This is a genomic window from Pseudarthrobacter sp. C4D7, assembly GCF_013359725.1.
Lineage (GTDB): Bacteria > Actinomycetota > Actinomycetes > Actinomycetales > Micrococcaceae > Arthrobacter.
Genome location: NZ_JABFMW010000006.1, coordinates 48,108 through 70,822 on the forward strand (window position 1 = coordinate 48,108; position 22,715 = coordinate 70,822).

The 22,715-nt window shown below is 67.5% G+C and carries 19 protein-coding genes; 5 read left to right on the forward strand and 14 right to left on the reverse strand.

Annotated elements, in window-relative coordinates:
* Positions 1-36 precede the first annotated feature (36 nt).
* The gene (uvrB, locus tag HNO81_RS06605) at positions 37-2,151 is read right to left on the reverse strand and encodes an excinuclease ABC subunit UvrB (RefSeq protein ID WP_159632076.1); all 2,115 of its coding nucleotides are present in this window, start codon (positions 2,149-2,151) and stop codon (positions 37-39) included.
* An 80-nt stretch (positions 2,152-2,231) separates the two neighbouring features.
* A complete protein-coding gene (gene coaE, locus HNO81_RS06610) occupies positions 2,232-3,446 on the reverse strand; it encodes a dephospho-CoA kinase (protein WP_175317345.1) in 1,215 nt (404 codons plus the stop codon).
* Positions 3,447-3,523: 77 nt separating this feature from the next.
* Here coaE and HNO81_RS06615 point away from each other — a divergent pair, with 77 nt between their 5' ends.
* Together HNO81_RS06615 and HNO81_RS06620 are read left to right on the forward strand one after the other, a co-directional pair.
* Complete coding sequence (locus HNO81_RS06615; RefSeq protein WP_175317346.1) at positions 3,524-4,213, forward strand: YigZ family protein; 690 nt, start codon at positions 3,524-3,526, stop codon at positions 4,211-4,213.
* The gene (locus tag HNO81_RS06620; protein WP_175317347.1) at positions 4,197-4,697 is read left to right on the forward strand and encodes a GNAT family N-acetyltransferase; all 501 of its coding nucleotides are present in this window, start codon (positions 4,197-4,199) and stop codon (positions 4,695-4,697) included. The genes HNO81_RS06615 and HNO81_RS06620 overlap by 17 nt, the downstream gene beginning before the upstream one ends.
* A gap of 131 nt (positions 4,698-4,828) precedes the next feature.
* Here HNO81_RS06620 and rpsA read toward each other — a convergent pair whose 3' ends face one another.
* The 3 genes from rpsA to polA all read right to left on the reverse strand — a co-directional run bounded on the left by rpsA (position 4,829) and on the right by polA (position 10,590).
* Entirely contained in the window at positions 4,829-6,304 is a 1,476-nt protein-coding gene (gene rpsA, locus HNO81_RS06625) for a 30S ribosomal protein S1 (protein WP_159632080.1), read from the reverse strand.
* 260 nt (positions 6,305-6,564) lie between these two features.
* Positions 6,565-7,863 (reverse strand): GNAT family N-acetyltransferase, encoded by a 1,299-nt coding sequence (locus tag HNO81_RS06630; protein WP_175317348.1) that lies wholly within the window; start codon positions 7,861-7,863, stop codon positions 6,565-6,567.
* A gap of 84 nt (positions 7,864-7,947) precedes the next feature.
* A complete protein-coding gene (polA, locus tag HNO81_RS06635; protein ID WP_254703348.1) occupies positions 7,948-10,590 on the reverse strand; it encodes a DNA polymerase I in 2,643 nt (880 codons plus the stop codon).
* A gap of 220 nt (positions 10,591-10,810) precedes the next feature.
* On the opposite strand from polA, the gene HNO81_RS06640 reads away from it, so the two are divergent.
* Complete coding sequence (locus HNO81_RS06640; RefSeq protein WP_175317350.1) at positions 10,811-11,275, forward strand: hotdog fold thioesterase; 465 nt, start codon at positions 10,811-10,813, stop codon at positions 11,273-11,275.
* Positions 11,276-11,285: 10 nt separating this feature from the next.
* On the opposite strand, the gene HNO81_RS06645 is transcribed toward HNO81_RS06640, so the two are convergent.
* The 7 genes from HNO81_RS06645 to HNO81_RS06675 all read right to left on the reverse strand — a co-directional run bounded on the left by HNO81_RS06645 (position 11,286) and on the right by HNO81_RS06675 (position 17,576).
* Positions 11,286-11,846, reverse strand: coding sequence for a dihydrofolate reductase family protein (locus tag HNO81_RS06645; RefSeq protein WP_175317351.1), 561 nt, complete (start codon positions 11,844-11,846; stop codon positions 11,286-11,288).
* 26 nt (positions 11,847-11,872) lie between these two features.
* Positions 11,873-12,094 carry a hypothetical protein gene (locus tag HNO81_RS06650; protein WP_175317352.1) on the reverse strand — a complete coding sequence of 74 codons (222 nt, stop codon included), beginning with the start codon at positions 12,092-12,094 and terminating at the stop codon, positions 11,873-11,875.
* Complete coding sequence (locus HNO81_RS06655; protein WP_175317353.1) at positions 12,091-13,338, reverse strand: inorganic phosphate transporter; 1,248 nt, start codon at positions 13,336-13,338, stop codon at positions 12,091-12,093. The genes HNO81_RS06650 and HNO81_RS06655 overlap by 4 nt, the downstream gene beginning before the upstream one ends.
* A 308-nt stretch (positions 13,339-13,646) precedes the next feature.
* Positions 13,647-14,318: a hypothetical protein gene (locus tag HNO81_RS06660; protein ID WP_254703338.1), complete on the reverse strand. Its 672-nt coding sequence runs from the start codon at positions 14,316-14,318 to the stop codon at positions 13,647-13,649.
* A gap of 58 nt (positions 14,319-14,376) precedes the next feature.
* Complete coding sequence (locus tag HNO81_RS06665; RefSeq protein WP_175317354.1) at positions 14,377-14,808, reverse strand: VOC family protein; 432 nt, start codon at positions 14,806-14,808, stop codon at positions 14,377-14,379.
* Between the two features lie 114 nt (positions 14,809-14,922).
* Entirely contained in the window at positions 14,923-15,636 is a 714-nt protein-coding gene (locus HNO81_RS06670) for a response regulator (RefSeq protein WP_175317355.1), read from the reverse strand.
* Entirely contained in the window at positions 15,633-17,576 is a 1,944-nt protein-coding gene (locus tag HNO81_RS06675) for a DUF4118 domain-containing protein (RefSeq protein ID WP_254703339.1), read from the reverse strand. Before HNO81_RS06675 ends, HNO81_RS06670 begins: the two co-directional genes overlap by 4 nt.
* 87 nt (positions 17,577-17,663) lie before the next feature.
* On the opposite strand from HNO81_RS06675, the gene HNO81_RS06680 reads away from it, so the two are divergent.
* Positions 17,664-18,284 carry an L-threonylcarbamoyladenylate synthase gene (locus tag HNO81_RS06680; RefSeq protein ID WP_175317357.1) on the forward strand — a complete coding sequence of 207 codons (621 nt, stop codon included), beginning with the start codon at positions 17,664-17,666 and terminating at the stop codon, positions 18,282-18,284.
* Positions 18,285-18,300: 16 nt separating this feature from the next.
* Here HNO81_RS06680 and ligD read toward each other — a convergent pair whose 3' ends face one another.
* Complete coding sequence (ligD, locus tag HNO81_RS06685) at positions 18,301-19,323, reverse strand: non-homologous end-joining DNA ligase (RefSeq protein WP_175317358.1); 1,023 nt, start codon at positions 19,321-19,323, stop codon at positions 18,301-18,303.
* Between the two features lie 68 nt (positions 19,324-19,391).
* Between ligD and HNO81_RS06690 the strand changes: the two genes are divergently transcribed.
* On the forward strand, positions 19,392-20,069 hold the full coding sequence (locus tag HNO81_RS06690) for an alpha/beta family hydrolase (RefSeq protein WP_175317359.1): 678 nt from the start codon (positions 19,392-19,394) through the stop codon (positions 20,067-20,069).
* A 22-nt stretch (positions 20,070-20,091) separates the two neighbouring features.
* Here HNO81_RS06690 and hrpB read toward each other — a convergent pair whose 3' ends face one another.
* The gene (gene hrpB / locus HNO81_RS06695; protein WP_175317360.1) at positions 20,092-22,695 is read right to left on the reverse strand and encodes an ATP-dependent helicase HrpB; all 2,604 of its coding nucleotides are present in this window, start codon (positions 22,693-22,695) and stop codon (positions 20,092-20,094) included.
* Positions 22,696-22,715: the final 20 nt, after the last annotated feature.

Consider the following 22,715-nt stretch of genomic DNA (forward strand, 5'->3'; position numbering starts at 1 on the left):
CCCGGTCGGGGCCGTCACATCGGGAAGGGAGCGCCCTTAGGCGTGACCTGCCGCCTGCATCTGGCGCAGCTCCTTCTTCAGTTCGCTGACTTCGTCACGGATCCGTGCCGCCACCTCGAACTGGAGGTCGGCCGCCGCGCCATGCATCTGTTCGGTAAGCTGTGCGATCAGGCCCACCAGGTCCTCGGCCGGAGCTGCCGCCAGGCCGTCCGATCGGACCTGCGCCGCGCCCTTCTTGGCGCCGGCCTTGTTGGACCCGGTGATGCCGCGCTTGCCCTTGCCGTAATCGAAGCTGCCCAGCAGCGCATCGGTATCGGCATCTTCCTTGGCCAGCTGGTCCGTGATGTCGGCGATCTTCTTCCGCAGCGGCTGCGGATCGACGCCGTGTTCCTTGTTGTAGGCCACCTGGATGGCGCGGCGGCGGTTGGTTTCGTCAATGGCGTTGGCCATGGAGTCGGTGATCCGGTCCGCGTACATGTGCACCTGGCCGGAGACGTTGCGGGCGGCACGTCCAATGGTCTGGATGAGCGAGGTGGACGAGCGCAGGAATCCTTCCTTGTCCGCATCCAGGATGCTGACCAGGGACACCTCAGGGAGGTCCAGGCCCTCACGGAGAAGGTTGATGCCCACCAGGACATCGAACGATCCCAACCGCAGTTCACGCAGGAGCTCCACCCGGCGCAGCGTGTCCACGTCCGAGTGCAGGTATTCCACTTTGACGCCGTGGCCCAGCAGATAGTCGGTGAGGTCCTCCGCCATCCGCTTGGTCAGCGTAGTCACCAGGACGCGCTCGTTCTTTTCCACGCGCGTCTTGATCTCGCCGAGGAGGTCATCGATCTGTCCCTTGGTGGGCTTGACCACCACCTCGGGATCCACCAGGCCGGTGGGACGGATGATCTGCTGGACGTACCCGTCTGCCTTGCCCAGCTCATACTTGCCGGGGGTGGCCGAGAGGTAGACGGTCTGGCCCACGCGTTCAAGGAACTCGTCCCATTTCAGCGGCCGGTTGTCCATGGCGGACGGCAGCCGGAAGCCGAAGTCCACCAGGTTCCTCTTGCGGGACATGTCACCTTCGTACATGGCGCCGATCTGGGGAATGGTCACGTGGGACTCGTCCACCACCAGCAGGAAGTCGTCCGGGAAGTAGTCCAGGAGGCAGTGGGGTGCAGTACCCGGCTCACGCCCGTCAATGTGCGCCGAGTAGTTCTCGATGCCGTTGCAGAAACCCATCTGCTGCATCATCTCGAGGTCGTAGGTGGTGCGCATCCGCAGCCGTTGGGCCTCGACGAGCTTGTTCTGGCCCTCCAGTACCTTCAGCCGGTCCGCCAGCTCATCCTCGATCCGCTTGATGGCCCGCGCCATCCGTTCCGGACCGGCTACATAGTGCGAGGCCGGGAAGACGTACATCTCTTCCTCGTCGCGGATAACTTCGCCGGTGAGCGGGTGGAGGGTTTGGATGCTCTCGATCTCATCACCGAAGAACTCGATCCTGATGGCCAGTTCCTCGTACATCGGAATGATTTCCACGGTGTCCCCGCGCACCCGGAAGGTGCCGCGGTGAAAGTCCATGTCGTTGCGCGCGTACTGCATGAAGACGAACTTGCGGAGGAGGTCGTCCCGGTTCATCTCGGCGCCGCGGCGGAGGGTCACCATGCCGGAAATGTATTCCTCGGGGGTTCCCAGGCCGTAGATGCAGGACACCGTGGCCACCACGATCACATCGCGGCGGGTCAGCAGCGCGTTGGTGGCGGAGTGGCGGAGCCGTTCCACTTCCTCGTTAATGGAGGAATCCTTCTCGATGAAGGTGTCCGTCTGGGCCACGTACGCTTCGGGCTGGTAGTAGTCGTAGTAGGAAACGAAATATTCCACCGCGTTGTTGGGCAGCAGTTCGCGGAACTCGTTGGCCAGCTGGGCGGCAAGGGTCTTGTTCTGCACCATCACCAGGGTGGGGCGCTGCACCTGTTCAATAAGCCAGGCGGTGGTGGCACTCTTACCGGTACCGGTGGCGCCAAGCAGCACCACATCCTTCTCGCCGTTGTTGATCCGCTCCGTCAGCTCCGCGATGGCGGCCGGCTGGTCTCCGGCAGGTTTGAACTCGCTGATGACTTCGAAGGGCGCTACAACACGGTTGATCTCCTGCGCAAGGCTCATGAATCTAATTTACAGCCGGGCACCGACACTGGACGGCCCCGTCCGTTACCGGCGAACATCCACCACGGCCCGGAACGGATTCAGGACGCGTACGACGGCGGCTCCCACCCGTGTGCGTCCGCCCATGCGGCCATGAGGGGCCACGCGACGTCCGTGAACCACGGCTCCTTCGCCTCCGCGTAGGAGCCGGTGGTCCCTGAGCCAGCGTGCCGGGCAGCGAGGCCGGCCTTGTGTGCCGCGTACAGCCGGAGCGCGGAAGGGTCGTCCCGAAGCCAGTCCCGGAACATCAGGGCGTACCGCCAGCCGGCCGAACCGGCCACCCGGACATGGATGTTGACGGCCCTGCACGGGTCCGCATTGGCGTGGAACCGCTTCAGCCAGGCCGCCGGATCCGGGGCGTTGGGCTTTGGGGTATCGGCCTCCATATCCCGTATCGCGGGGAATCCGGCGGCGGCCAGGAGGGGCGCCGCCTCCGCGGCAGTTTCGAGGTCCGGCACCGTCACCTGCAGGTCGATGACGTCCTTGGCCGGCAGGCCGGGAACTGCCGTGGACCCGACGTGGTCCACGGCCAGGATGAGGCCGGGGGCGGCGGCAGCCAGCCTTGCCGCTATCCTGGCCGCCTGCTGCGCCCAATCCGCCCGGTGCTGTACCAGGACCGGTCCGCCAGGGCGTGGTGCGCGTTTCCCCGCTGCCAGGTTGCGGGCGAACGGCACCAGGCGGTCATCCCAGAGCCGGTCCACCTGGTCCAGGAGATCCGCCACCGTACCTGCGTTGTCGAGGACGGCGTCCGCAGCGGCCAGGCGTTCCGCACGCGTGGCCTGTGCATCCATCCGGGCCTGCGCTGCTTCCACAGTCATGCCACGGTGTTCAACCATGCGCTGCAAGCGGATATCGTCGGGCGCATCCACCACCACGACCAGGTGGAACGCGGCGCCCTGGCCGGTCTCCACCAGCAGGGGGATGTCCTGGACCACCACGTCGTCATCGGATGCTGCCGCCGTGATGGCGGCGGCACGGGCGCGCACCAGGGGGTGGACGATGGCGTTCAGCGCAGCGAGCCGCTCCGGGTGCCCGAACACCGCAGCGGCGAGGCGCACACGGTCAAGCCGGCCGCCGTCGTCGAGCATTCCGTCGCCAAACTCCGCCACGATGTGTTCCAGGCCGTCGGTGCCGGGCTCCACCACCTCCCTGGCCAGCGCATCCGCATCCACCAGCACGGCGCCGCGTTCCTTCAGCCGCGCGGCCACCACCGATTTCCCTGAGGCGATCCCGCCCGTCAACCCGATCTTCAGCACACCCCCACCCTACTGAACCGGCCTGGCCTGCTGAACCAGCCGGAGCGGCACCACCTGGCGGCACTAGACTGGGCCGGATGCAAGAGCAAGAAAGCCGGGCCACCTCCTACACCACGCTGGCAGCGGGCGGGGACTTCCGGCATGAACTTGAGATCAAGCGCTCCAGGTTCATCACGGTACTCAGGAGGGCGGGCACCGAGGACGCGGCCCGCGACCTGGTGGCCGGCCTTCGCCGCGAGTTCCACGATGCCCGCCACCACTGCTCAGCGTTTGTCATCGGGCCGGACCGGACCGTCCAGCGTTCCAGCGACGACGGCGAACCCGCCGGGACCGCCGGCATCCCCATGCTCGAAGCCCTGCTGAAAAGGGAAACCGCGCCGGGGGTGACCGACCTCAGCGACGTCAGCGCCGTCGTCGTCCGCTATTTCGGCGGCATCCTGCTCGGCGCGGGAGGCCTGGTCCGCGCATATTCGGAATCAGTCTCGGCGGCCCTTGACCTGGCACCCCTGTCCCGGCGCGCCAGGCGGCGGATCTGTTCCACGGCAGTACCGCACGCCGCGGCGGGACGGCTGGAGAATGACCTGCGGTCCGCGGGTCTGGTGATGGCAGGCACCGAGTACCAGGACCGGCACACGGTGCTGCGGATTGCGGTGGCGGACAATGCGGAAACCATCGCCGCAGCGTCCGAACGCCTGTTGCAGCTGACAGCAGGATCCGCCGGGCTCACCCCTGATGGAACGGAATGGATCGATGAGCCGCTCGCCTGAGGTGACCCTGGCAGACGTGGATCAGGCCATGGCTGACCGGCTGCTCCAGCTGGCCAAGCGTGACGCCTCCCCCGATGAAGTGGCCCCACCGCTGGGCGGTCCCGGCTGGAACCTTGAGCGCACGGCATGGTTCTACGGCTACCACAGCGCTGCAGCCGCGGGGCTGGACGGGCCCGCGGCCGAAAAATCCTGGGCCGTGTTCAGGGGCCCCGAGATCGCCGGATCGGTCCGGCTCAAACGCACCCCCGGGACCGGGATCCCTTCTGCGGAGACGGGCATCTGGCTTGGCCGGAGCTTCCGCTCCCAAGGGATCGGCGGCGCCGCCCTGGACCTGGTCCTGGCGGAGGCACGGCGGGCAGGCCTGTTGCGCATCACGGCACGTACGCTGGCCGGAAACCTGGGCGCCCAGCGGCTGCTCACCTCCGCCGGTGCGGCACTGACGCACGACGACGACGGGACGGTCCTCGCCGTCGTCGAGCTCTAGCCCCGTCAACAGGGAGGTCCGGCCACCAGGCGGGTCCCGTACGGCCTGGAGCCTGCCGGTTAAAGCACAACGGGCCCCCGCTTGCGCGGAGGCCCGTTGCGTCAGCCCGGGAAACCCGGGGCCGGGGGCAATTAGTTGCCGGTCAGCTTCTCACGGAGGGCAGCAAGTGCCTCATCCGAAGCCAGGGTGCCGGCACCGGAATCGGTGGCAGCAGGCTCGGAGGAGTAGCTGGTGGTGCCGGAATCGCTGTCACCGGACGTTGCAGCTGCAGCGTCGTCGGCAGCGTGCTGGGCAACCTGCTTCTTGTGTGCTTCCCAACGGGTCTGGGCGTCAGCGTACTGCTGCTCCCAGGCTGCACGCTGGTTCTCGTAGCCCTCGAGCCATTCGTTGGACTCGGGGTCGAAGCCCTCGGGGTACTTGTAGTTGCCCTCTTCGTCGTACTCTGCGGCCATGCCGTACAGAGCCGGATCGAATTCGGTGCTGTCGGCGTCGACGCCCTCGTTGGCCTGCTTGAGGGACAGCGAGATGCGGCGGCGTTCCAGGTCAATGTCGATGACCTTGACGAACAGTTCGTCGCCAACGGAGACAACCTGCTCAGCCAGCTCAACGTGGCGCACGGCGAGCTCGGAGATGTGGACCAGGCCTTCGATGCCGTCTTCGACGCGAACGAACGCACCGAACGGAACCAGCTTGGTGACCTTGCCCGGAACAACCTGGCCCAGGGCGTGGGTGCGGGCGAAGGTCTGCCACGGATCTTCCTGCGTAGCCTTGAGCGACAGGGAGACGCGCTCGCGGTCCAGGTCGACCTCGAGAACCTCGACGGTGACTTCCTGGCCAACTTCGACAACCTCGGACGGGTGGTCGATGTGCTTCCAGGACAGCTCGGAAACGTGAACCAGGCCGTCTACGCCGCCCAGGTCCACGAAGGCACCGAAGTTGACGATGGAGGAAACGACGCCGGGGCGGACCTGGCCCTTTTCCAGCTTGTTGAGGAACGTGGAGCGGACCTCGGACTGGGTCTGCTCGAGCCATGCACGGCGGGACAGGACCACGTTGTTGCGGTTCTTGTCGAGCTCGATGATCTTGGCTTCGATCTGCTGGCCGATGTACGGAGCAAGGTCGCGCACACGGCGCATCTCGACGAGGGATGCGGGCAGGAAGCCGCGCAGGCCGATGTCGAGGATAAGACCACCCTTGACAACCTCGATGACGGTACCGGTGACGACACCGTCTTCTTCCTTGACCTTCTCGATGTCGCCCCAGGCACGCTCGTACTGAGCACGCTTCTTGGAGAGGATCAGACGGCCTTCTTTGTCTTCCTTGGTGAGCACCAGGGCTTCGACCTGATCGCCAACGGAGACAACGTCCCCGGGATCAACGTCGTGCTTGATGGACAGCTCGCGGGAGGGGATGACACCTTCGGTCTTGTAACCGATGTCGAGCAGGACTTCATCGCGGTCGACCTTGACGACGGTACCTTCGACGAGGTCTCCGTCGTTGAAGTACTTGATGGTGGCGTCGACAGCTGCGAGGAAGTCCTCAGCGGTACCGATGTCGTTAATGGCGACTACGGGGGTACCGGGCTTCTCGGTGGAGGTGATGGTCATGTAGTAGGGGCTCCGTTGTGGATAGTTAGTCGGTCAGGCAAACCGGCGCGCCCGCGTTATGGAACGCAGGCGCGATTTTCGGGAAATCCGCTGGATTCCCCGGGTCATCCTGATTTGTGGATTGCTTTTCAATGCAGCCCTTTGCAGGTCTGCGGGCGCGTGCACGTAATACACGCCCGTTTAGTCTAGTCGCTGCCGGCAATGGGGGTCAAAGCGGCGGGGCACGGGGACGTGCAGCACCGGCCTGCAGGCGGCCGGGCCTAGAAGTGGGTGAGGCAGTGGGTGGCCCGTTCCACCGCGAACATCTGCCCGGCACGGAACGCGGCGCCCTTGCTCTGTTCGGAGATCCTGCCCGCGGCGGCCAGGGTTACGGGAGAGACACCGCCGAGGTAGATCGAGGACAACGCGGAGATGTCCATGGCCAGGTCCGGTTCCTCCCCCGCGTCAACGCGTTCGACGGCGGCCTGGCCGCCGCTGGCTTCCAGGGCGAAGGTTCCTGCCGTGAGGCCGAGCGGGTCCCCCACTTCCAGGACAAGGCGTCCGTCCGACGGGTAGTGCCGGGCCGCCAGGGCACCGGCGACGTCCAGGATCCGGAGCCAAAGCATGTCCCGGCTGTCCGACGCGTCGATGCAGCGCGGATCGGCGAGGGCCCACGCAAGGGGATCATCCACCGGCGCCTCATTCCAGGAAACGCGTTCCACGAGGTCGATGGCTGCCAGGTACTGCCAGAGTTCCAGGTAGGCGTGGTCGGTGGCGGCGACCAGGTCCACCACCTCAACGGTGACCGGTTCCGTTTCCCAGCCGAGGAACTTGTAGGAGACGTAGCCGTCGATGGCACCGTCCGGCCCGTAATGCAGTGCAGTCTTCATGGCCGGGTCTTCCTTGCCCTCCCGGCTCAGCGAGCCCGAGGCGAGTTCCCAATACCATTGCTGGCGGCCCAGGGATCCCGGGGTGTGGCGGTGCACGCGGTCAAAGACCCGGGGTGCCACCTCGAGGAGGACTTTGGGATCGGCCACCTCAACGGTCCCCGTGGGCTGGTGGTGCAGGGCGAAGCGGGCGGTGGTGTCCACTTTGACGGAGCGTTCCATGCTGGCAACGCCGTAGCCGAAGCGGCCGTAAATGCTTCCCTCGGAGGCGGTCAGGGCCGCAACGGCGATGCCGTCCTCCTTGGCTGCCTGCAGGTCCTCGCCCATCATGCGGCGCAGCAGGCCGCGGCGCCGGTGGGAGGTCCGCACGGTGACGGCCGTGACCATTTGGGTTTCGAGCATCCGTCCGAAGCCAATGTTCAGTGTCTTCCGGAACGTCCCGAAAGTGGCCACTGGCACCTCTGCCGGCAGCGACGACTGCGCTACGGAACCGGACTGGTAGGCGCCCGTGAAGATCCTGCCGTCCGCCTGGTACATGGCCATGGAGAGGGCCACATGCTCCGGGGTGCGCCTGGTGTCATGGAACCCGAAGGCCACCGCCCGGGCCCAGGCCTCAGCTTCCGCGTAGCCGCTGCTGCCCTTGGAGACAGCGGGGAAGCGCCGGATTTCATAGTTGCTGCTCAGATCACCCATTTACCCGAGCCTAGTTATGAATCCGGCGCCTGACCAGCATCAACAGCACAACAGTCCTGCGTTTGGGCGTGGACCCCGCCGGCGTCAGTGTCCGGCGTCGTACCAGCTGGGCCCCACGCCGATCTGGACTTCCAGCGGCACGCTGAGGTCCGCGGCGGCTGCCATCTGCTCGGTGACCAGCTTTTCGACGGCGGCGCGTTCACCCGCGGCGACCTCAAGGACCAGTTCGTCATGGACCTGGAGCAGCATCCGCGACTTCAGGCCCTGCGCCTGCAGTTCGGCGTGGACGCCGAGCATGGCCCGCTTGATGATGTCCGCGGCTGAACCCTGGATGGGGCTGTTGAGCGCGATGCGCTCGGCGTTCTCCCGGAGCTGGCGGTCGGTACTGGTGAGGTCGGGCAGGTACCGGCGGCGGCCCTCGATGGTGGCGGTGTAGCCGTCCACCCTGGCCTGGTCCACCACGCCCCGGAGGTAGTCGCGGACGGCACCGAAGCGGTCGAAATAGTCCTTCATCAGGGTCCGTGCTTCGTCGACGGAGATCTCCAGTTGCTTGGACAGGCCAAAGGACGTCAGCCCGTAGGCGAGGCCGTAGGACATGGCCTTCACCTTTGAGCGCATGGCGCTGGTGACCTGGTCGGTGGGCACGTGGAAGATGTTCGAGCCGACGAACCGGTGCAGGTCCTCGCCGTCCTTGTAGGCCTGGATCAGGCCGGCGTCACCGGAAAGGTGCGCCATGATGCGCATCTCGATCTGCGAGTAGTCGGCCGAGAGCAGGCACTCGTACCCGTCGCTGACCACGAAGATGCCGCGGACCCGGCGGCCTTCCTCACTGCGGATGGGGATGTTCTGCAGGTTGGGGTTGTTGGAGGAGATCCGGCCCGTGGCCGCCACGTTCTGGGCGTAGGTGGTGTGGATCCGTCCGTCGTCCGCCACGGACTTCTTCAGCGACTCGATCATCTGCCGCAGCTTTGAGGCCTCCCGGTGGGCCATGAGCTGCACCAGGAACTCGTGCCCGGTCTTCTCCAGCAGGTTTTTCAGGGACGCGGCATCGGTGGTGTAGCCGGACTTGATCTTCTTGGTCTTGGGGAGCTGGAGTTCGTCGAACAGGACGGTCTGCAGCTGCTTGGGCGAGCCCAGGTTGACCTCGTGGCCGATGGCCGCAAACGCCTGTTCCTGGGCCTGGTCGATCACGCGCGCGAGGTCGGCCAACTGGTCATCCATCTTGTCCATGTCGATGGCGATACCGGCCAGTTCCATGTCCGCCAGCACCCGGCTGACGGGTAGTTCAAGGGTGGAGAGCAGTTCTTCGGCCCGCCGTTCCCTGAGTTCGTCCTCGAAGTAGCGGCTCAGGGCGAGCACCACGGCGCCGGCCTGGACCAGCGCGTCAGCAGCGGCGGTGTCCTCGCCATCGAAGGCCAGCTCCAGCTGCCCCGCTTTCGCCGTGGCGGCGGGTATTCCCACGTTGAGGTGGTGCTGGGCGAGTTCGGCGAGTTCGTAAGTGCGGCGGTCCGGCTGGATGAGGTAGCCGGAAATGGAGGTGTCATCCACCACGCCCTCCAGCTCCAGGCCGCGGGCCGCCAGGGCCTTGAGGGCGGCCTTGAAACCGTGGATGACCTTGGGCGCTTCAGGATTCCGCAGCCAGGCGGCCAGCACGTTTTCGGTTTCCTCGTCCTGGCCGGCGAGGTCGACATAGGCTGCGGCGTCGCCGCGGACGATGGCCAGGGCGGCGGCGTCTTCACCGATCCGGCCCGGGACGAGGTCTACGGCGAGGGCGGACCGCTGCCCGGCGCCGGCAGCCAGGAAGGCGGCCAGTTCAGCGGCGTTGGCAGGGGTGCCGTAGGCAGGGGTTTCGATGCTTTCCCGTTCGGCGGCCGGGGTGTCGGCATCGCCGTACAGGGCGAACAGCCGCCCGCGGATGGCCTTGAACTCCAGTTCGTCGAAAAGGTCTTCGATGGCGGCCTGGTCCGGCCGCGGCTGGTAGAGGTCGTCAAGGGTGACGGGAAGCTCAAGGTCGGTGTGGAGCTGGTTCAGGCGGCGGTTTCGCTTGACGGCGTCAACGTTTTCCCGCAGGGCGTCCCCCACCTTGCCGCCAATGGAGTCCAGGTGTTCCAGGACGCCTTCGAGGCCGCCGTAGAGATTAATCCACTTGGCCGCCGTCTTGGGTCCGACACCGGGAACGCCGGGAAGGTTGTCCGCCGTCTCGCCCACCAGGGCGGCGAGGTCGGAGTAGCGGCCGGGACTGACGAAGTACTTCGCTTCGATGGCGGCAGCATCCATCCGGGGGATGTCGCTGACGCCTTTACGCGGGTACAGCACGAAGACGTTGTCCGTGATGAGCTGGAACGCATCCCGGTCGCCGGAAACGAGCAGGACCTCGAACCCGGCCTTGTCGCCCATGGCGGCGAGCGTGGCCAGGATGTCGTCGGCCTCGTAGCCGGGCATCTTGATGGTCTTGATGCCCCAGGCCTCCATGACCTTGCCGATGAGGTCGATCTGGCCGCTCATCTCGCGGGGGGTCTCGTTGCGCCCGCCTTTGTATTCGCTGTACTCGGTCTTCCGGTGGGTGGATTCGTCAGAGACGTCGAATGCCACAGCAATGTGGGTGGGCTGCTGCTCCTTGATGAGGTTGATCAGCATGGAGGTGAAGCCGTGGATTGCGTTGGTGTGCTGGCCGTTGGCGGTGGAGAATTTGTCCGCCGGAAGGGCGAAGAACGCCCGGAACGCCATCGAGTGGCCGTCCAGGACCAGCAGGCGGGGCTGGTCGGTGATGGGAACCACCGGCGCTTCTGTAGCTGAAACAGCTCCACCGGCGGCAGGGGCGACAGCCTTTGCGGCGGCAGGCCTGCGGGCGGATGACGAGGACTGCGCGGAAGCCTCTTCGTCGATGGCCGGGGACGGGAAAGGGGCCGGTTTGGTTGTTTCACTCACAGGTGCCAGCCTAGTTGCCATGACAGACAATTTCACGCCGGGCGCTTTCGCCGAAGAGCTGGCAGCCGCCGGGATTCCCGAGCATATGCATGACTGGCTGGGCGCGTTCGGAGTGGGTGCCCTGGTGGTCAAGATGGGGATCCATTTCCTGGAAATGAGCCCGGAACGCACCGTTGCCACCATGCCGGTGGAGGGTAATACGCAGGTGGCCGGGATCCTGCACGGCGGTGCGCACGTGGTGTTGGCCGAAACCCTGGGCTCGTTTGCCGCCGGCATGCACGCGGGACCGGGACGCCACGCGGTGGGCATTGAGGTGAACGCCACACATCACCGCTCCATCGCCACAGGCCTGGTGACGGGCACCTGCACCGCCCTGCACCTGGGCAGGACACTGGCCACCCACGAGGTCGTCATGACCGACGTCCAGGGGCGCCGGCTCTCGACCGCCCGGATCACCAACATGCTCCGGGACTACGCCGGCTAAGGCGGACGCGTCAGGGCCGCTGGCCCGTTCCGGGGTGCAGCAGGTACCGCAACTCCATGATCCCCCGGCCGAGGGTGCGCGAGGCAGCCAACTCCAGTGGCGGCGTCGGGCCCTTCATGGGCAGGAGACGCTTGCCCTCCCCCAGCACGACGGGAATGACGGAGAGGATCATCTCGTCCAGCAGGCCGGCGTCGGCGAACTGGGCCGCCAGGTCGCCGCCACCCACCACCCAGATGTTCCGGTCCCCGGCAGCCTGCTGGAAGTCCCCGGTGAACTCGCGCACATCGCCACGCACAAAGGTGATGTCGGCGCCGGCCGGGGCACGGTGTTCGTGGTGCGTGAAGACATAGCAGGGCGTCCCCGCATAGGGCCATGCGCCGGGTTCGTGTTCCATCAGCCAGGCGTAGGTCCCCCCACCCATGACGATGCAGCCCACGCCGGCCATGAAGTCGTTGTAACTTTCGGCTCCGCCCTCGAACCCGTCGAACTGCAGCAGCCAGCCAAGATCGTCCGTGGGCGTGGCGATGAAGCCGTCAAGGGACGCGGCCACAAAGTATTGGATGCGCGGCATGGCCCCAGCCTAGACCTTGGACGCGGCTACTTGGAGAAGTAGGGGATGATCAGGTAGAGCCCGAAGCACACGGCCAGGCCACACAGCCCGAAGCACACGTAGGCGACGGAGCGCTTGACCCCCGGGGAAGCCTGCTGGGCGTCGGCGGCGATGGCTGTGAACCGGACCCCCAGCGAATAGAGGGTCACCACGATTGCCGCGGATACGAGGGTGGCGCCTGCAACGGTCAGGAGTTCCAACCACTTCATCGCTGATTCTCCTTGGGGTTATTGGCCTTCGCCGCGGCCTGCGCTTTGGCTTTTGCTTCGGCCCGGGCACGTGCCATGGCCTTCTTCTTGGCGAACCTGACGGCCTGGCCGGCTTCCTCGACCTCGACGGCGTTCTGGTGGCTGACGGAGGACTTGCGGGAGTAGAAGAACATGAACAGTACCGCGCCGGTGCCGGCGATGGCGGCAATGAGGACACCCACCACTCCGGTCTTCACCAGCAGGGCGGTCAGGGCGCCAACGATGCCGGCGGCCGGAAGGGTGAAGAGCCAGCCGAGCGCGATCTTCCCCACCATGTTCCAGCGGACGGTGGTGCCGCGGCGTCCCATGCCGGAGCCAATGACGGAACCGGAGGCTACCTGGGTGGTGGAGAGCGCGAAGCCCAGATGGGAGGAGGCGAGGATGGCGGACGCGGTGCTGGTCTCGGCGGCGAAGCCCTGTGCGGGCTTGACCTCGGTCAGCCCCGACCCCATGGTGCGGATGATGCGCCAGCCGCCGGCGTAGGTGCCGATGGCAATGGCCAGTGCACAGGCGGTGATGACCCAGAGCTGGGGACCTGAGCCGGGCGCCTGGCTGCCGGCGGCAATCAGGACCAGCGTGATAATGCCCATGGTCTTCTGGGCGTCATTGGTTCCGTGGGCCAGTGCCACCAGGCTGGACGTGAAGATCTGGCCGGTGCGGAAGCCCCCGCGCTTCTGGGTGAGCTTCGAGCCGGTCTCGGGATCGTGCCGTGCCGTGAGGGCGTAGGCCAGGCGGGTGCAGACGTAGGCCGCAAGGCCGGCAATCACGGGGGCGAAGACCGCCGGAAGGATGACCTTCTGCAGCAGGCTCTCGAAATTGACGGAGCTGAATCCCGCTCCAACAACTGCCGCGCCGATCAGGCCGCCGAAAAGGGCGTGGGAGGAACTGGACGGAAGTCCCTTCAGCCACGTGACCATGTTCCACAGGACAGCGCCCATCAGGCCGGCAAAGATGATCTCCGGCGTGATCTGGACTCCGTCGGAACCTTCGCGGATGATGCCGCCGGATACTGTCTTGGCTACCTCCGTGGACAGGAAGGCGCCCACCAGGTTGAGGACCGCCGCCAGGGCCACCGCGGTGCGGGGCTTGATGGCGCCCGTTGCGATGGGGGTGGCCATGGCATTCGCTGTGTCGTGGAAGCCGTTCGTGAAGTCGAAAAAAAGTGCCAGTGCGATGACCAGCGCCACCATGAAGGTGATATCCACCTGTTGCCCAATCTGCAGAGTCGACGTTCAGCAGTTTCTCGTACCAGGCTGCCTTGGACAGCATAGTTCACCAGCTGTTTGCGTGGAATGACTTGAAGCGCTGGCACAACCGGCGGGAAACCTTATCGATCGTACGCGTCCCCGGCATGAGGACAAAACACGGAGTGGGCACGGAAAGAGTGCATCCGGTCCGGTCCGGCGGGCGTGATTCCACCCCGGCGCCGGGGCGGAACGGGACAATAACGGGGCGGGACAGTACTTGTCTTCCCGCCCGGAACCCGTGGCCGGCGCCGTCCGTCCCGGTGGAGCTATGCCGGGCTGCGCCCCGCATCCAGTTCCTGGGCGATCTTCCCCTCAAGTGCCGCCAGGGCAACGTCAGGGAGGACAATGAGGCCGTCCAGCTCACGCCGGGCCCGTTTGTAGGCTGCCTGCCGTTCGGCCGGAGTGGCGGCGTGGTTCTCCGCAAGCATCAGCAGCTGCCGGGCGGTGGCCAGACGTTCACGCTCCGGTCCGCTGAACTTGCTGTCCCTGATGCGGCGGGCTTCACGCTCGGCCACGTCGAGGGCCACGGCATAGGCGTTGACCGCCTGCCGGTAGGCCTCCATCCCAGCCGCAGACTGGAGGTCTCCGGGGGTGACGGGGCGCTGGCCGTCGGCGTCCCGCTTGGCACGAAGGAAGGCGACAGTGAGCGGTTCACGGACGTCGGTCATCAGTGGAAAATCGATGAGCTTGGCCACGTCGAGCTCATACTCCAGCCACCGGCGGTTGGTGGCGTCATGCGTGGCCATCAGCGCCTGCACGTCGGCTGCGGAAGCTTTCCCTGATTCCATGGCCTGGTTCTTGAGCTTAAGCAGTTCAACACGGCGCCGGTGCCGGCGTTCTGCCGCACGCCGCCAACCGCCCGCCCACCGGCCGGCAAACGCCATCAATGGAAACACCATCCACCATTTGTCGGAGAGGAACTCCATGAACGACGACATCACCAGTTCATCCTCGCAGCCCCGGGCCCCTGCCTCAAGGGCCGGGGACCGGCCCAGGTCAGGGTGCCGGAGTGGGTTGGCCTGCGTTGACGTTGAATAGCCAGGCCACACCAAACCGGTCCGTGCACATGCCAAAAACATCCCCCCAGGGCGCCTTTTCCATGGGAACCGTCACCGCTCCCCCATCAGCGCTCAACTTTTCGAAGTAACCCCGGAGTTCCACCTCGTCGTCGCCGCTGAGCGAGATGGAGATGGCGGACCCGGGGTGGTATTCCATGCTGTTGGGGGTGTCGGCACCCATCAGCACCAGGCCCTGGGTGGTGGTCAGCATGGCGTGCATGATCTTTTCCGCTTCCGCAGGGCCCTCGCTGGCCTGGAAATCGGCAAAAGTACTGAGTGCCAGCTGTCCGCCGAAGACGGACTGGTAGAAGTTCATGGCGTCGCGGGCATTGTCGCGGAAGCTGATGTAGGGATTGAGGACTGTCGGCATGGCGGGATCTCCTTCACGGGGCCGGGAAGCGCTCCGGCCGGGACTTGGCACTCAACATCCTGCCCCATCCGGTGCCGGCCGGAAAGGGCGGGAGAACCCGTGTCCACCTCCCGCTCAGGGCACGAACCGGTACCCGGCCCCGGCTTCGGTCAGCAGGTGCCGCGGCTTGCCCGGATCATCTTCGAGCTTCCTTCTTAGCTGGGCCATGTAGACGCGCAGGTAGTTGACCTCTTTCCGGTACGACGGCCCCCAGACGTCGGACAGCAACTGCTGCTGTGAGACCAGGCGCGACGGATTGCGGACCAGGATTTCGAGGATGTTCCACTCGGTGGGGGTGAGCCGCACCGGCTGTCCGGCCCGCAGTACCTGCCGCGCCACCAGGTCAACGGTGAACCCGGCAGTGCTGACGACGGGCCGGGACTCGGGCCCGGGCACCCTGCGCAGCAGCGCCCGCAGCCGTGCCAGCAGTTCGTCAAGCCCGAAAGGCTTGGTGATGTAGTCGTCGGCCCCGGCATCAAGGGCGCCCACCTTGTCCGGGGACCCGTGGCGGGCCGAGAGGACCAGTACCGGCGCAGCGCTCCAGCGGCGCAGGTTCCGCAGGACTTCTGTCCCGTCCATGTCCGGCAGTCCCAGGTCCAGGACCAGGAGGTCCGGCGCATGGTGCGAGGCCGCGGCAAGGGCGGAGCCGCCGTCGACCGCAGAGTCCACCACGTAGCCGTGCGCCGCAAGCGTAATCCGGAGGGCCTTCAGGAGGTGGGGGTCGTCGTCGACCACCAGGACGCGCGCCTTGGCGTGCGGGCTCCCGGCCCCGGCATGGTTGGCCGTCATGGCTGCCCCACGGCAATGGTGCTGCCTGTGTTGCCCGTAGCGTTGCCCGGGGTGTTGGCCGGGACGCCGGTGGACAGGGGCAGCCGGATCACCATCGTCAGCCCGCCGCCCGGGGTTTCCGTGGCTGTGAGCGTACCCCGCATGGACTGGATGAAGCCTTGGGCCACGGACAGGCCAAGTCCGATCCCCGTGGCCTGCGACCGGTCGTCGAGCCGCTGGAAGGGCCGGAACATGTCCACCACCTTGCGGGCAGGGACTCCTGGACCGTGGTCGATGATCCGCAGCTCACCGCAGGGATGTCCGTCCAAAACGCTGCCCGCCGGACCGCCGGCCACCACCACGCGGGTTCCGGCAGCGTACTTGAGCGCGTTCTCCAGGATGTTGGCGACCACTCGCTCCAGCAGGCCGGAGTCCGCTTCAACGGGGGGCATATTCGCAGGCAGCGTGACCGTGACGGCCCCGTCCGGGAGCCCGCGCAGGGCCGCGTCCACCACTTCCGCCCAGCGGACTGGCCCCAGCAGGGGCTCCACCGACTGGGCGGTAATGCGGGACATGTCCAGGAGGTTGCCAACCAGCAGGTCCAGCCGGTCCGTGCAGGCGTCGATGGTTTCCAGCAGGTCGTGCTGCTCCGCCGGGGTGTAGGAGACACCGTTCTGCAGGAGTCCACCGGCAGCCAGTTTGATGCCGGCCAGGGGCGTCCGCAGATCGTGGGAGACAGCCCGGAGGATCGCGGTCCGCATGATGTTTCCTTCGGCGAGGCGGAGCATTTCATTCCTGGTCTCGGCCAGTTGGCGGCGCTCTAGCTGTGCTTTCACATGCACCGCGAAGGCAGCCAGCAGCCGGCGCCCGGACGGCGGAACCGCACGTCCAACCAACACCAGGGACGTATCCCCGTCCACCTGTTCAACGGTTGTTTGCGGTGCACCGGGCATGGCGGACCAGCCGGTGGCATCCCCGGCCGCGGCGATCACCTGCCACATGCCGCGCGCCGGTCCCGGGCCGTCGTCGTCCGCTGGGGTTTCCCCATCCGCCGGCCCGCCGCCGGCAGCGGTCCGCCGGCTGACGACGGCGGCCCCGGCGGCGCCAAAGACGCTCACCGCCTCGGCCAGCAAGCCTTTAAGGTTGTCCTCTTCGCGGGATGCGGCCAGGGCAAGGTCGGCCAGCGTGGCCGCCTCGGCCCGGGCCGTCGAGGCGTCCTTGGACCGCCGGGCGGAGCGGTCCACCACCCCTGCCACCGCCACGGCCACGCCGGCGAAAACGGCGAGTGACAGGATGTCCTGCGGGTCACGGATGGCAAGGTCGTACAACGGCGGGGTGGAGAAATAGTTCACCAGCACGCTGCTCCACAGCGCACCGGCAACCGCCGGCCACAAGCCGCCCACCAGGGCTACGGCAACCGCGCCGGCCAGCTGGAGGAGTGCTGCCGTGGCGACGCTGTGGTCAAAGGCTCCGAGCAGCAATTGCAGCGCGGCCGGAAGCACGGCGGCGAGCGCAAAGCCGGTGGCAAGCCTGCGCCGTCCCAACCCGGTCCGGCGGGTGCGGGTCCTGGCAGCCCCGGGCCGCGGCACTACCTGGACGTCGATCTTCCCCGCTCCCCGCACAACTTTGGCCTCCACGCTCCCTCCGGACAGGATGGCGAACCTGCGCCGGCTCTGGCCCACAAGGATGTGCGTGGCGCGGGATGCCCGGGCATAGTCCAGGAGGGCTTCGGACACATCGCCTGCCGACAGCGCGTGGTAGCTCCCGCCCAGCCCGGCCACGTGGCGTCGCTGGGACTCGAGCGCGTGCGGTGACTCGCTCCCGGCACCGGCGGGCGTCCGGACGTGGATGGCCAGCAGGTCGCCCCCGCCCGCCCGTTCGAGGAGTTTGGCCGCCCGGTGCACCAGGAGGTCTCCGTCGTCGCTGCCGTTCAGGCCGATGACGATGCGTTCCCTAGCCATGACGCATATTCTTCCACCAACGCACACCCCTGAACGGCCGCCCCTGAACATGGTGCGGTCCGGCCGCCGGGAACGTAGGCTCGGGGCATGGCCAGATTCTTTGACGTTCATCCCCACGACCCCCAGCCCCGCGCCATTGCGCAGGCAGTGAAGATCATCCGCGACGGCGGACTCGTCGCCTACCCCACGGACTCCTGCTATGCGTTGGGGGCACAAATGGGAAACAGGGAGGCCCTGGACCGGATCAGGAACATCCGGCACCTCGACGACAAGCACCACTTCACCCTGGTCTGCCGGGATTTCGCGCAGCTGGGACAGTTCGTGAACATCAGCAATGACGTCTTCCGAAGCATCAAGGCCGTCACTCCTGGCAGTTACACCTTCATCCTGCCCGCCACCAAGGAGGTCCCCAAGCGGCTGCTCCATCCCAAGAAGAAGACGGTGGGGGTGCGTATCCCGGACAACCGCGTGGTCCAGGCGCTGCTTGCCGAACTGGGCGAGCCGCTTCTGTCCAGCACGCTGCTGCTGCCGGACGAGGAGGAACCGCTGACCGTGGGCTGGGAGATCAAGGAACGCCTGGACCACCAGGTGGATGCCGTGATTGACGCCGGCGACTGCGGCGCCGAACCCACCACCGTTGTTGACTTCTCCAGCGGCGTGGCCGAGGTGGTGCGCCGCGGCATGGGCGATCCCTCCCGCTTCGAGTGAGCGGCCGGCGGGCGGGTCAGTCCTGCTTGCGGGCCCGGCTGGGCTGCACCCTCGGGGGCTCGCCCGGCATCTTGGGATAGTCGGGCGGGAAGGGCAGCTCCCCCAGCCCCGCCCGGCTGTCCCGGTCCCACCATTCCAGAAGCGTGTCGATGGTGCCCGGGTGGGCGGCGAAGTCCGCCCATGGGTCGCCCACCGTCTTCAGCCGTTCGGGGACGGTAAGGATGGTGAAGTTCTTCGGATCCGCCTTTTCCAGTTCATCCCAGCCGAGGGGGCAGGACACCGGGGCGTGCGGGAGGGCCCGCGGGCTGTAGGCACCGGCGATGGTGCGGTCGCGGTTGGCCTGGTTGAAATCCAGGAAGACCCGCTGGCCCCGTTCTTCCTTCCACCAGGCCGTTGTCACCTTCTCCGGGATGCGCCGCTCCACTTCGCGGGCGGCGGCAATGACAGCGTGGCGGACGTCCAGGAACTCGCGGGTGGCTTCGATCGGGGCGTAAACGTGCAGGCCCCTGTTCCCGGAGGTCTTGACAAAGCTGGTGAGGCCGGCCTCGGCCAGGACGTCCTTGAGCACCAGGGCTGCGGGGATGGCGTCGTCGAAATCGGTGCCGGGCTGCGGGTCGAGGTCGATCCGCAACTGGTCCGGGTTATCCGTGTTCTCCGCCCTTGACGGCCACGGGTGGAACACCACCGTGTTCATCTGGACGGCCCAGACGGCTGCGGCGGGCTCGTCGAACACCAGTTGGGGGTGGGACCGGGCGCTGGGGTATACCACCTTGACGGAGCGGACGAAATCCGGGGTTCCTTTGGGCGGATTCTTAGAAAAAAACTGTTCGCCCTCGATGTTGCCGGAGAACCGCTGCAGCGCCACGGGCCGGTCCCCGTTGGCGGCGATGAACGCCTCCCCCACGTCGCGGATGTAGTTCGCCAAATCCAGTTTGGTGAGTCCCAGGTCCGGCCAGAGCACGCGGCCGGGACTGGAAATGCGCATCTCGCGCGGCCCGTTGGGCCCCTGGACTGTGATGGTGGTCTGTTCACTCGCCATGGTGACAACGTACACCCGGCTGCCGGCGGGGATGGGGACGCAGGCCACCCTCAGGGCATGATGGACCCATGCCAGCATCCGATGAGAAGCTCACCATCGCCGTGGGTGATGCCACGTCCTCCGCCGTGTACGCCCGGCCCCAGCACCCCACGGCCACCGTGGTGGTGGCTCACGGGGCAGGTGCCGGGATGGAGCACCCTTTCCTTTGTGGCTTCACCGACGCCCTCAATGGCCTGGGCCTGGCCACCCTGCGCTTCAACTTTCCCTACCGGGAGGCCGGGCGGAAGTTCCCCGACCGTCCGCCCGTGGCCATCGCCGCCTGGCGGGCTGCCATGACCGCCGCACGCGGGCAGGCCGAAGCCCACGGCGACCGCGGTCCGCTGTGGGCGGCGGGCAAGTCATTCGGCGGGAGGATGGCGTCCATGGCTGTGGCCGACGGCATGGAGGCGGCGGGACTGGTCTACCTGGGTTATCCCCTGCATGCTCCCGGGAAGCCTGGGAAGCTCCGCGATGAGCACCTGTACGGGCTGGCCGCCCCCATGCTTTTCCTGCAGGGAACCCGGGACACGTTTGCCACGCCGGCTCTCCTGGAGGACGTCGTTGCCCGGATCGGCCCCACCGCTGTTCTCCAGTGGGTGGAAGGCGGTGACCACTCGTTCGCGGTGGTGGGGAAGAAGCGGCCTGCCGATGAGGTGGGCGCTTCCCTGGCCGCTCCGGTGGCCGGCTTCATTGCCGCCCACTCCTGAGCCGCCTGCTCCCGGCCTGCCGTCATCTGCGCTGCTTGGTGCGTGCGGTGGCGGGGGCTGACCAGGGGTCCTCCGGCCACGGGTGCCTGGGGTAGCGGCCCCGCATTTCGGCACGGACCTGGGTGTACGGTCCGGACCAAAAAGACGTCAGGTCGTCCGTCACGGCGAGGGGCCGCCGGGCCGGGGAGAGCAAATGGAACAGGACCGGCACCCGGCCGTCCACCAGCCGTGGAGATTCGGCCAGCCCAAAGCACTCCTGCAGTTTGACCGCGACGACGGGCGCCGCCCCGGCGTCGCCGGGTTCCGGATAATCGATCCGGACACGGGATCCGCTGGGAACCTCCAGGTTTTCGGGGGCGAGCTCACCCAGCCGGGAAGCTTCCGGCCAGGGCAGCAGTCGGCGGAGCGGATCAGCCAGGTCAACCGAATCCAGGGGTTTTCCGCCGGCCAGGTCCGCCAGCTCGGGCCCGAGCCATTCTTCAAACCGGTCCAGCAGCGCCCCATCCGACACATCCGGCCACGGCTGCCCCAGCTCGCGGTGCAGGAACGCGAGCCTGCGCCGGAAGGAGGCTGCCGCCGTCGACCATTGCAGGACAGCCAGGCCCTGGGACTGCAACGCGGCCGCCACAGCTTTCCGTCCCTGTTCGGCGGTAGGGCGCACAGGTGTTTCGGACAGCACGATGGCACCCAGCCGCCGTGTCCTGCGGGCGCTGAGCCGCCCCTCGCCGAACCGTGCCTCCACCATCTCCACCACCAGGTGCGACGCTGCTTCCTCTGCCCTGGCGGCGGCCAGCGGCGCAGCGGCACGGATCACGGCGCCGGTGCCCGCCGCGTCCCGGCCTCCGGCCCGCGAGACTTCTGCCACAGCCAGCCATTCGTGGCCTGCCAACGTGCTGCCGGCGGGCAGGCCCGCCCGGGTACCGGAGGCCAGGAGGTATTGCGCGGTGCCCCCGCCACCCGTCACGCGGCGGGCCACCCGGTCGGGAAAAGCAAGGGCGACCACGGCGCCGACCGCCTCGGAGCCATCCGCGGCCGTGGCTGGAGGCGCAGCGCTGTGCGCCTCCCGGCGTCCGGCCACCGCGGCAAGCCGCCTGGATTCCTCCGCCCAGCGCCTTCCCACAGGGCCGGTATCCGAGCGCAGCTGGGCCAGCAGCCTGGGCAGGTCACCGCCGGGCGCGCGGTGGTCACCGGAGATGGCGGCCACCACCTCCGCGGCGAACTGCCGGCCGGTGGGGGTGCCCTCAAGCAGGGCCCGGGCAAGCCGGGGATCGGCCGGAACGGCGGCCAGGGCCCGGCCCGCCGCCGTCACGTGGCCATCGTCCGCTACAGCACCTAATTCGCGGAGCACCTCGATGGCGTCGTCCATGGCCAGCAGCGGCGGCGCGTCGGGCAGCGCGAGCCCTTTGCCGCCCGGCGCTCCCCAGCAGGCCAGGGTGAGGGCGGCACCGGTCAGGTCCGCCACGTTGATTTCAGGGGTGACGTGGGCCGGGGCCGCGCCATAGGCCTGCTGGGAGTAGCAGCGGACCACATGCCCCGGTCCCTGCCGTGCGGCGCGGCCGGCCCGCTGGTCTGCCGATGCCCGGGAGCAGGAGACCGTGACCAGTCCGCTCATTCCGCGGCCTGAGTCACGGCGCGGCTCGCGGGTCAGCCCGGAATCGACCACCAGCCGGACGCCGGGAACCGTCAGGGAGGATTCGGCAAGATCGGTGGAAACGATGATCCGCGGCGGATCCCCGGGACGCCGGCCGGACACGGCCCGGTCCTGGTCCTGCGCTGCCACCTGGCCATGGAGTTCCAGCACCTCCACACGGCGGCCGAGCCGGCTGCGGAGGGCTGCCGCCACGTAGGAGACTTCCCGGGCGCCGGGCAGGAACACAAGTGCGTCCACCGCGTCGTCCTCAGCAAGGCCCTGGGCGTGGGCGTCCGCCGCGGTCACTGCAACGTAGTCCAGGAAGGCGCGCGCCACTCCCCGGGTGTCCAGCCGCGCCTCCGGGCCGGGGCGCCACTGCACTTTCAGCGGATAGTTCACTGAGGGGCAGCCGACGACGGGGGCCGGGGCGCCGCCGTCGGAATCACCCAGCAGCGAAGCGAACCGGGTTGCGTCCAGTGTCGCGGACATGGCGACGACGGCGAGGTCGCCCCGGAGTGCACGGACCTCCGCGACCATGCCGACCAGAAGGTCCGTTTCCAGGCCGCGCTCATGCACTTCGTCGAGGACGACGGCGGCCGTCCCGTCTAGCCCGGGATCTGCCAGCAGCCGGCGCAGCAGGATCCCCGGGGTGACAAACTCCACCTGGGTTTCGGGCCCCGCCTGGCGTTCGCCCCGGACCGTATATCCGACCCGGCCGGCCGGGCTGCCATCGAGGGCGGCGAGCCGGCGCGCGGCGGCACGTGCGGCGACCCGGCGGGGCTGGGTGACCACGATGCGCCCGGAGCGGCCAAGCATGTTGGCGAGCAGCGGCGGAACGAGTGTGGTTTTTCCGGTTCCCGGCGGAGCCTCCACTACGGCGGCGCCGCTGTCCAGTGCCTGCCGCAGCGCTGGCAGCGACTGTTCGAAGGCCAGCCCGGCACCGATGGCGGCAAGGTCGAAGCCGGCCGCGCCGGAGGTGCCGTCAGGAAGAATCATCCGTCCATTCTGCCCTGACG

Bases quoted from the DNA above. Each gene is read 5' to 3' on its own strand.
- uvrB (WP_159632076.1), bottom strand. From the start codon at position 2,151: ATGAGCCTTGCGCAGGAGATCAACCGTGTTGTAGCGCCCTTCGAAGTC.
- HNO81_RS06615 (WP_175317346.1), top strand. From the start codon at position 3,524: ATGCAAGAGCAAGAAAGCCGGGCCACCTCCTACACCACGCTGGCAGCG.
- HNO81_RS06620 (WP_175317347.1), top strand. From the start codon at position 4,197: ATGAGCCGCTCGCCTGAGGTGACCCTGGCAGACGTGGATCAGGCCATG.
- rpsA (WP_159632080.1), bottom strand. From the start codon at position 6,304: ATGACCATCACCTCCACCGAGAAGCCCGGTACCCCCGTAGTCGCCATT.
- HNO81_RS06630 (WP_175317348.1), bottom strand. From the start codon at position 7,863: ATGGGTGATCTGAGCAGCAACTATGAAATCCGGCGCTTCCCCGCTGTC.
- polA (WP_254703348.1), bottom strand. From the start codon at position 10,590: ATGGCGTTCCGGGCGTTCTTCGCCCTTCCGGCGGACAAATTCTCCACC.
- HNO81_RS06640 (WP_175317350.1), top strand. From the start codon at position 10,811: ATGACAGACAATTTCACGCCGGGCGCTTTCGCCGAAGAGCTGGCAGCC.
- HNO81_RS06645 (WP_175317351.1), bottom strand. From the start codon at position 11,846: ATGCCGCGCATCCAATACTTTGTGGCCGCGTCCCTTGACGGCTTCATC.
- HNO81_RS06650 (WP_175317352.1), bottom strand. From the start codon at position 12,094: ATGAAGTGGTTGGAACTCCTGACCGTTGCAGGCGCCACCCTCGTATCC.
- HNO81_RS06660 (WP_254703338.1), bottom strand. From the start codon at position 14,318: ATGTCGTCGTTCATGGAGTTCCTCTCCGACAAATGGTGGATGGTGTTT.
- HNO81_RS06665 (WP_175317354.1), bottom strand. From the start codon at position 14,808: ATGCCGACAGTCCTCAATCCCTACATCAGCTTCCGCGACAATGCCCGC.
- HNO81_RS06670 (WP_175317355.1), bottom strand. From the start codon at position 15,636: ATGACGGCCAACCATGCCGGGGCCGGGAGCCCGCACGCCAAGGCGCGC.
- HNO81_RS06675 (WP_254703339.1), bottom strand. From the start codon at position 17,576: ATGGCTAGGGAACGCATCGTCATCGGCCTGAACGGCAGCGACGACGGA.
- HNO81_RS06680 (WP_175317357.1), top strand. From the start codon at position 17,664: ATGGCCAGATTCTTTGACGTTCATCCCCACGACCCCCAGCCCCGCGCC.
- ligD (WP_175317358.1), bottom strand. From the start codon at position 19,323: ATGGCGAGTGAACAGACCACCATCACAGTCCAGGGGCCCAACGGGCCG.
- HNO81_RS06690 (WP_175317359.1), top strand. From the start codon at position 19,392: ATGCCAGCATCCGATGAGAAGCTCACCATCGCCGTGGGTGATGCCACG.
- hrpB (WP_175317360.1), bottom strand. From the start codon at position 22,695: ATGATTCTTCCTGACGGCACCTCCGGCGCGGCCGGCTTCGACCTTGCC.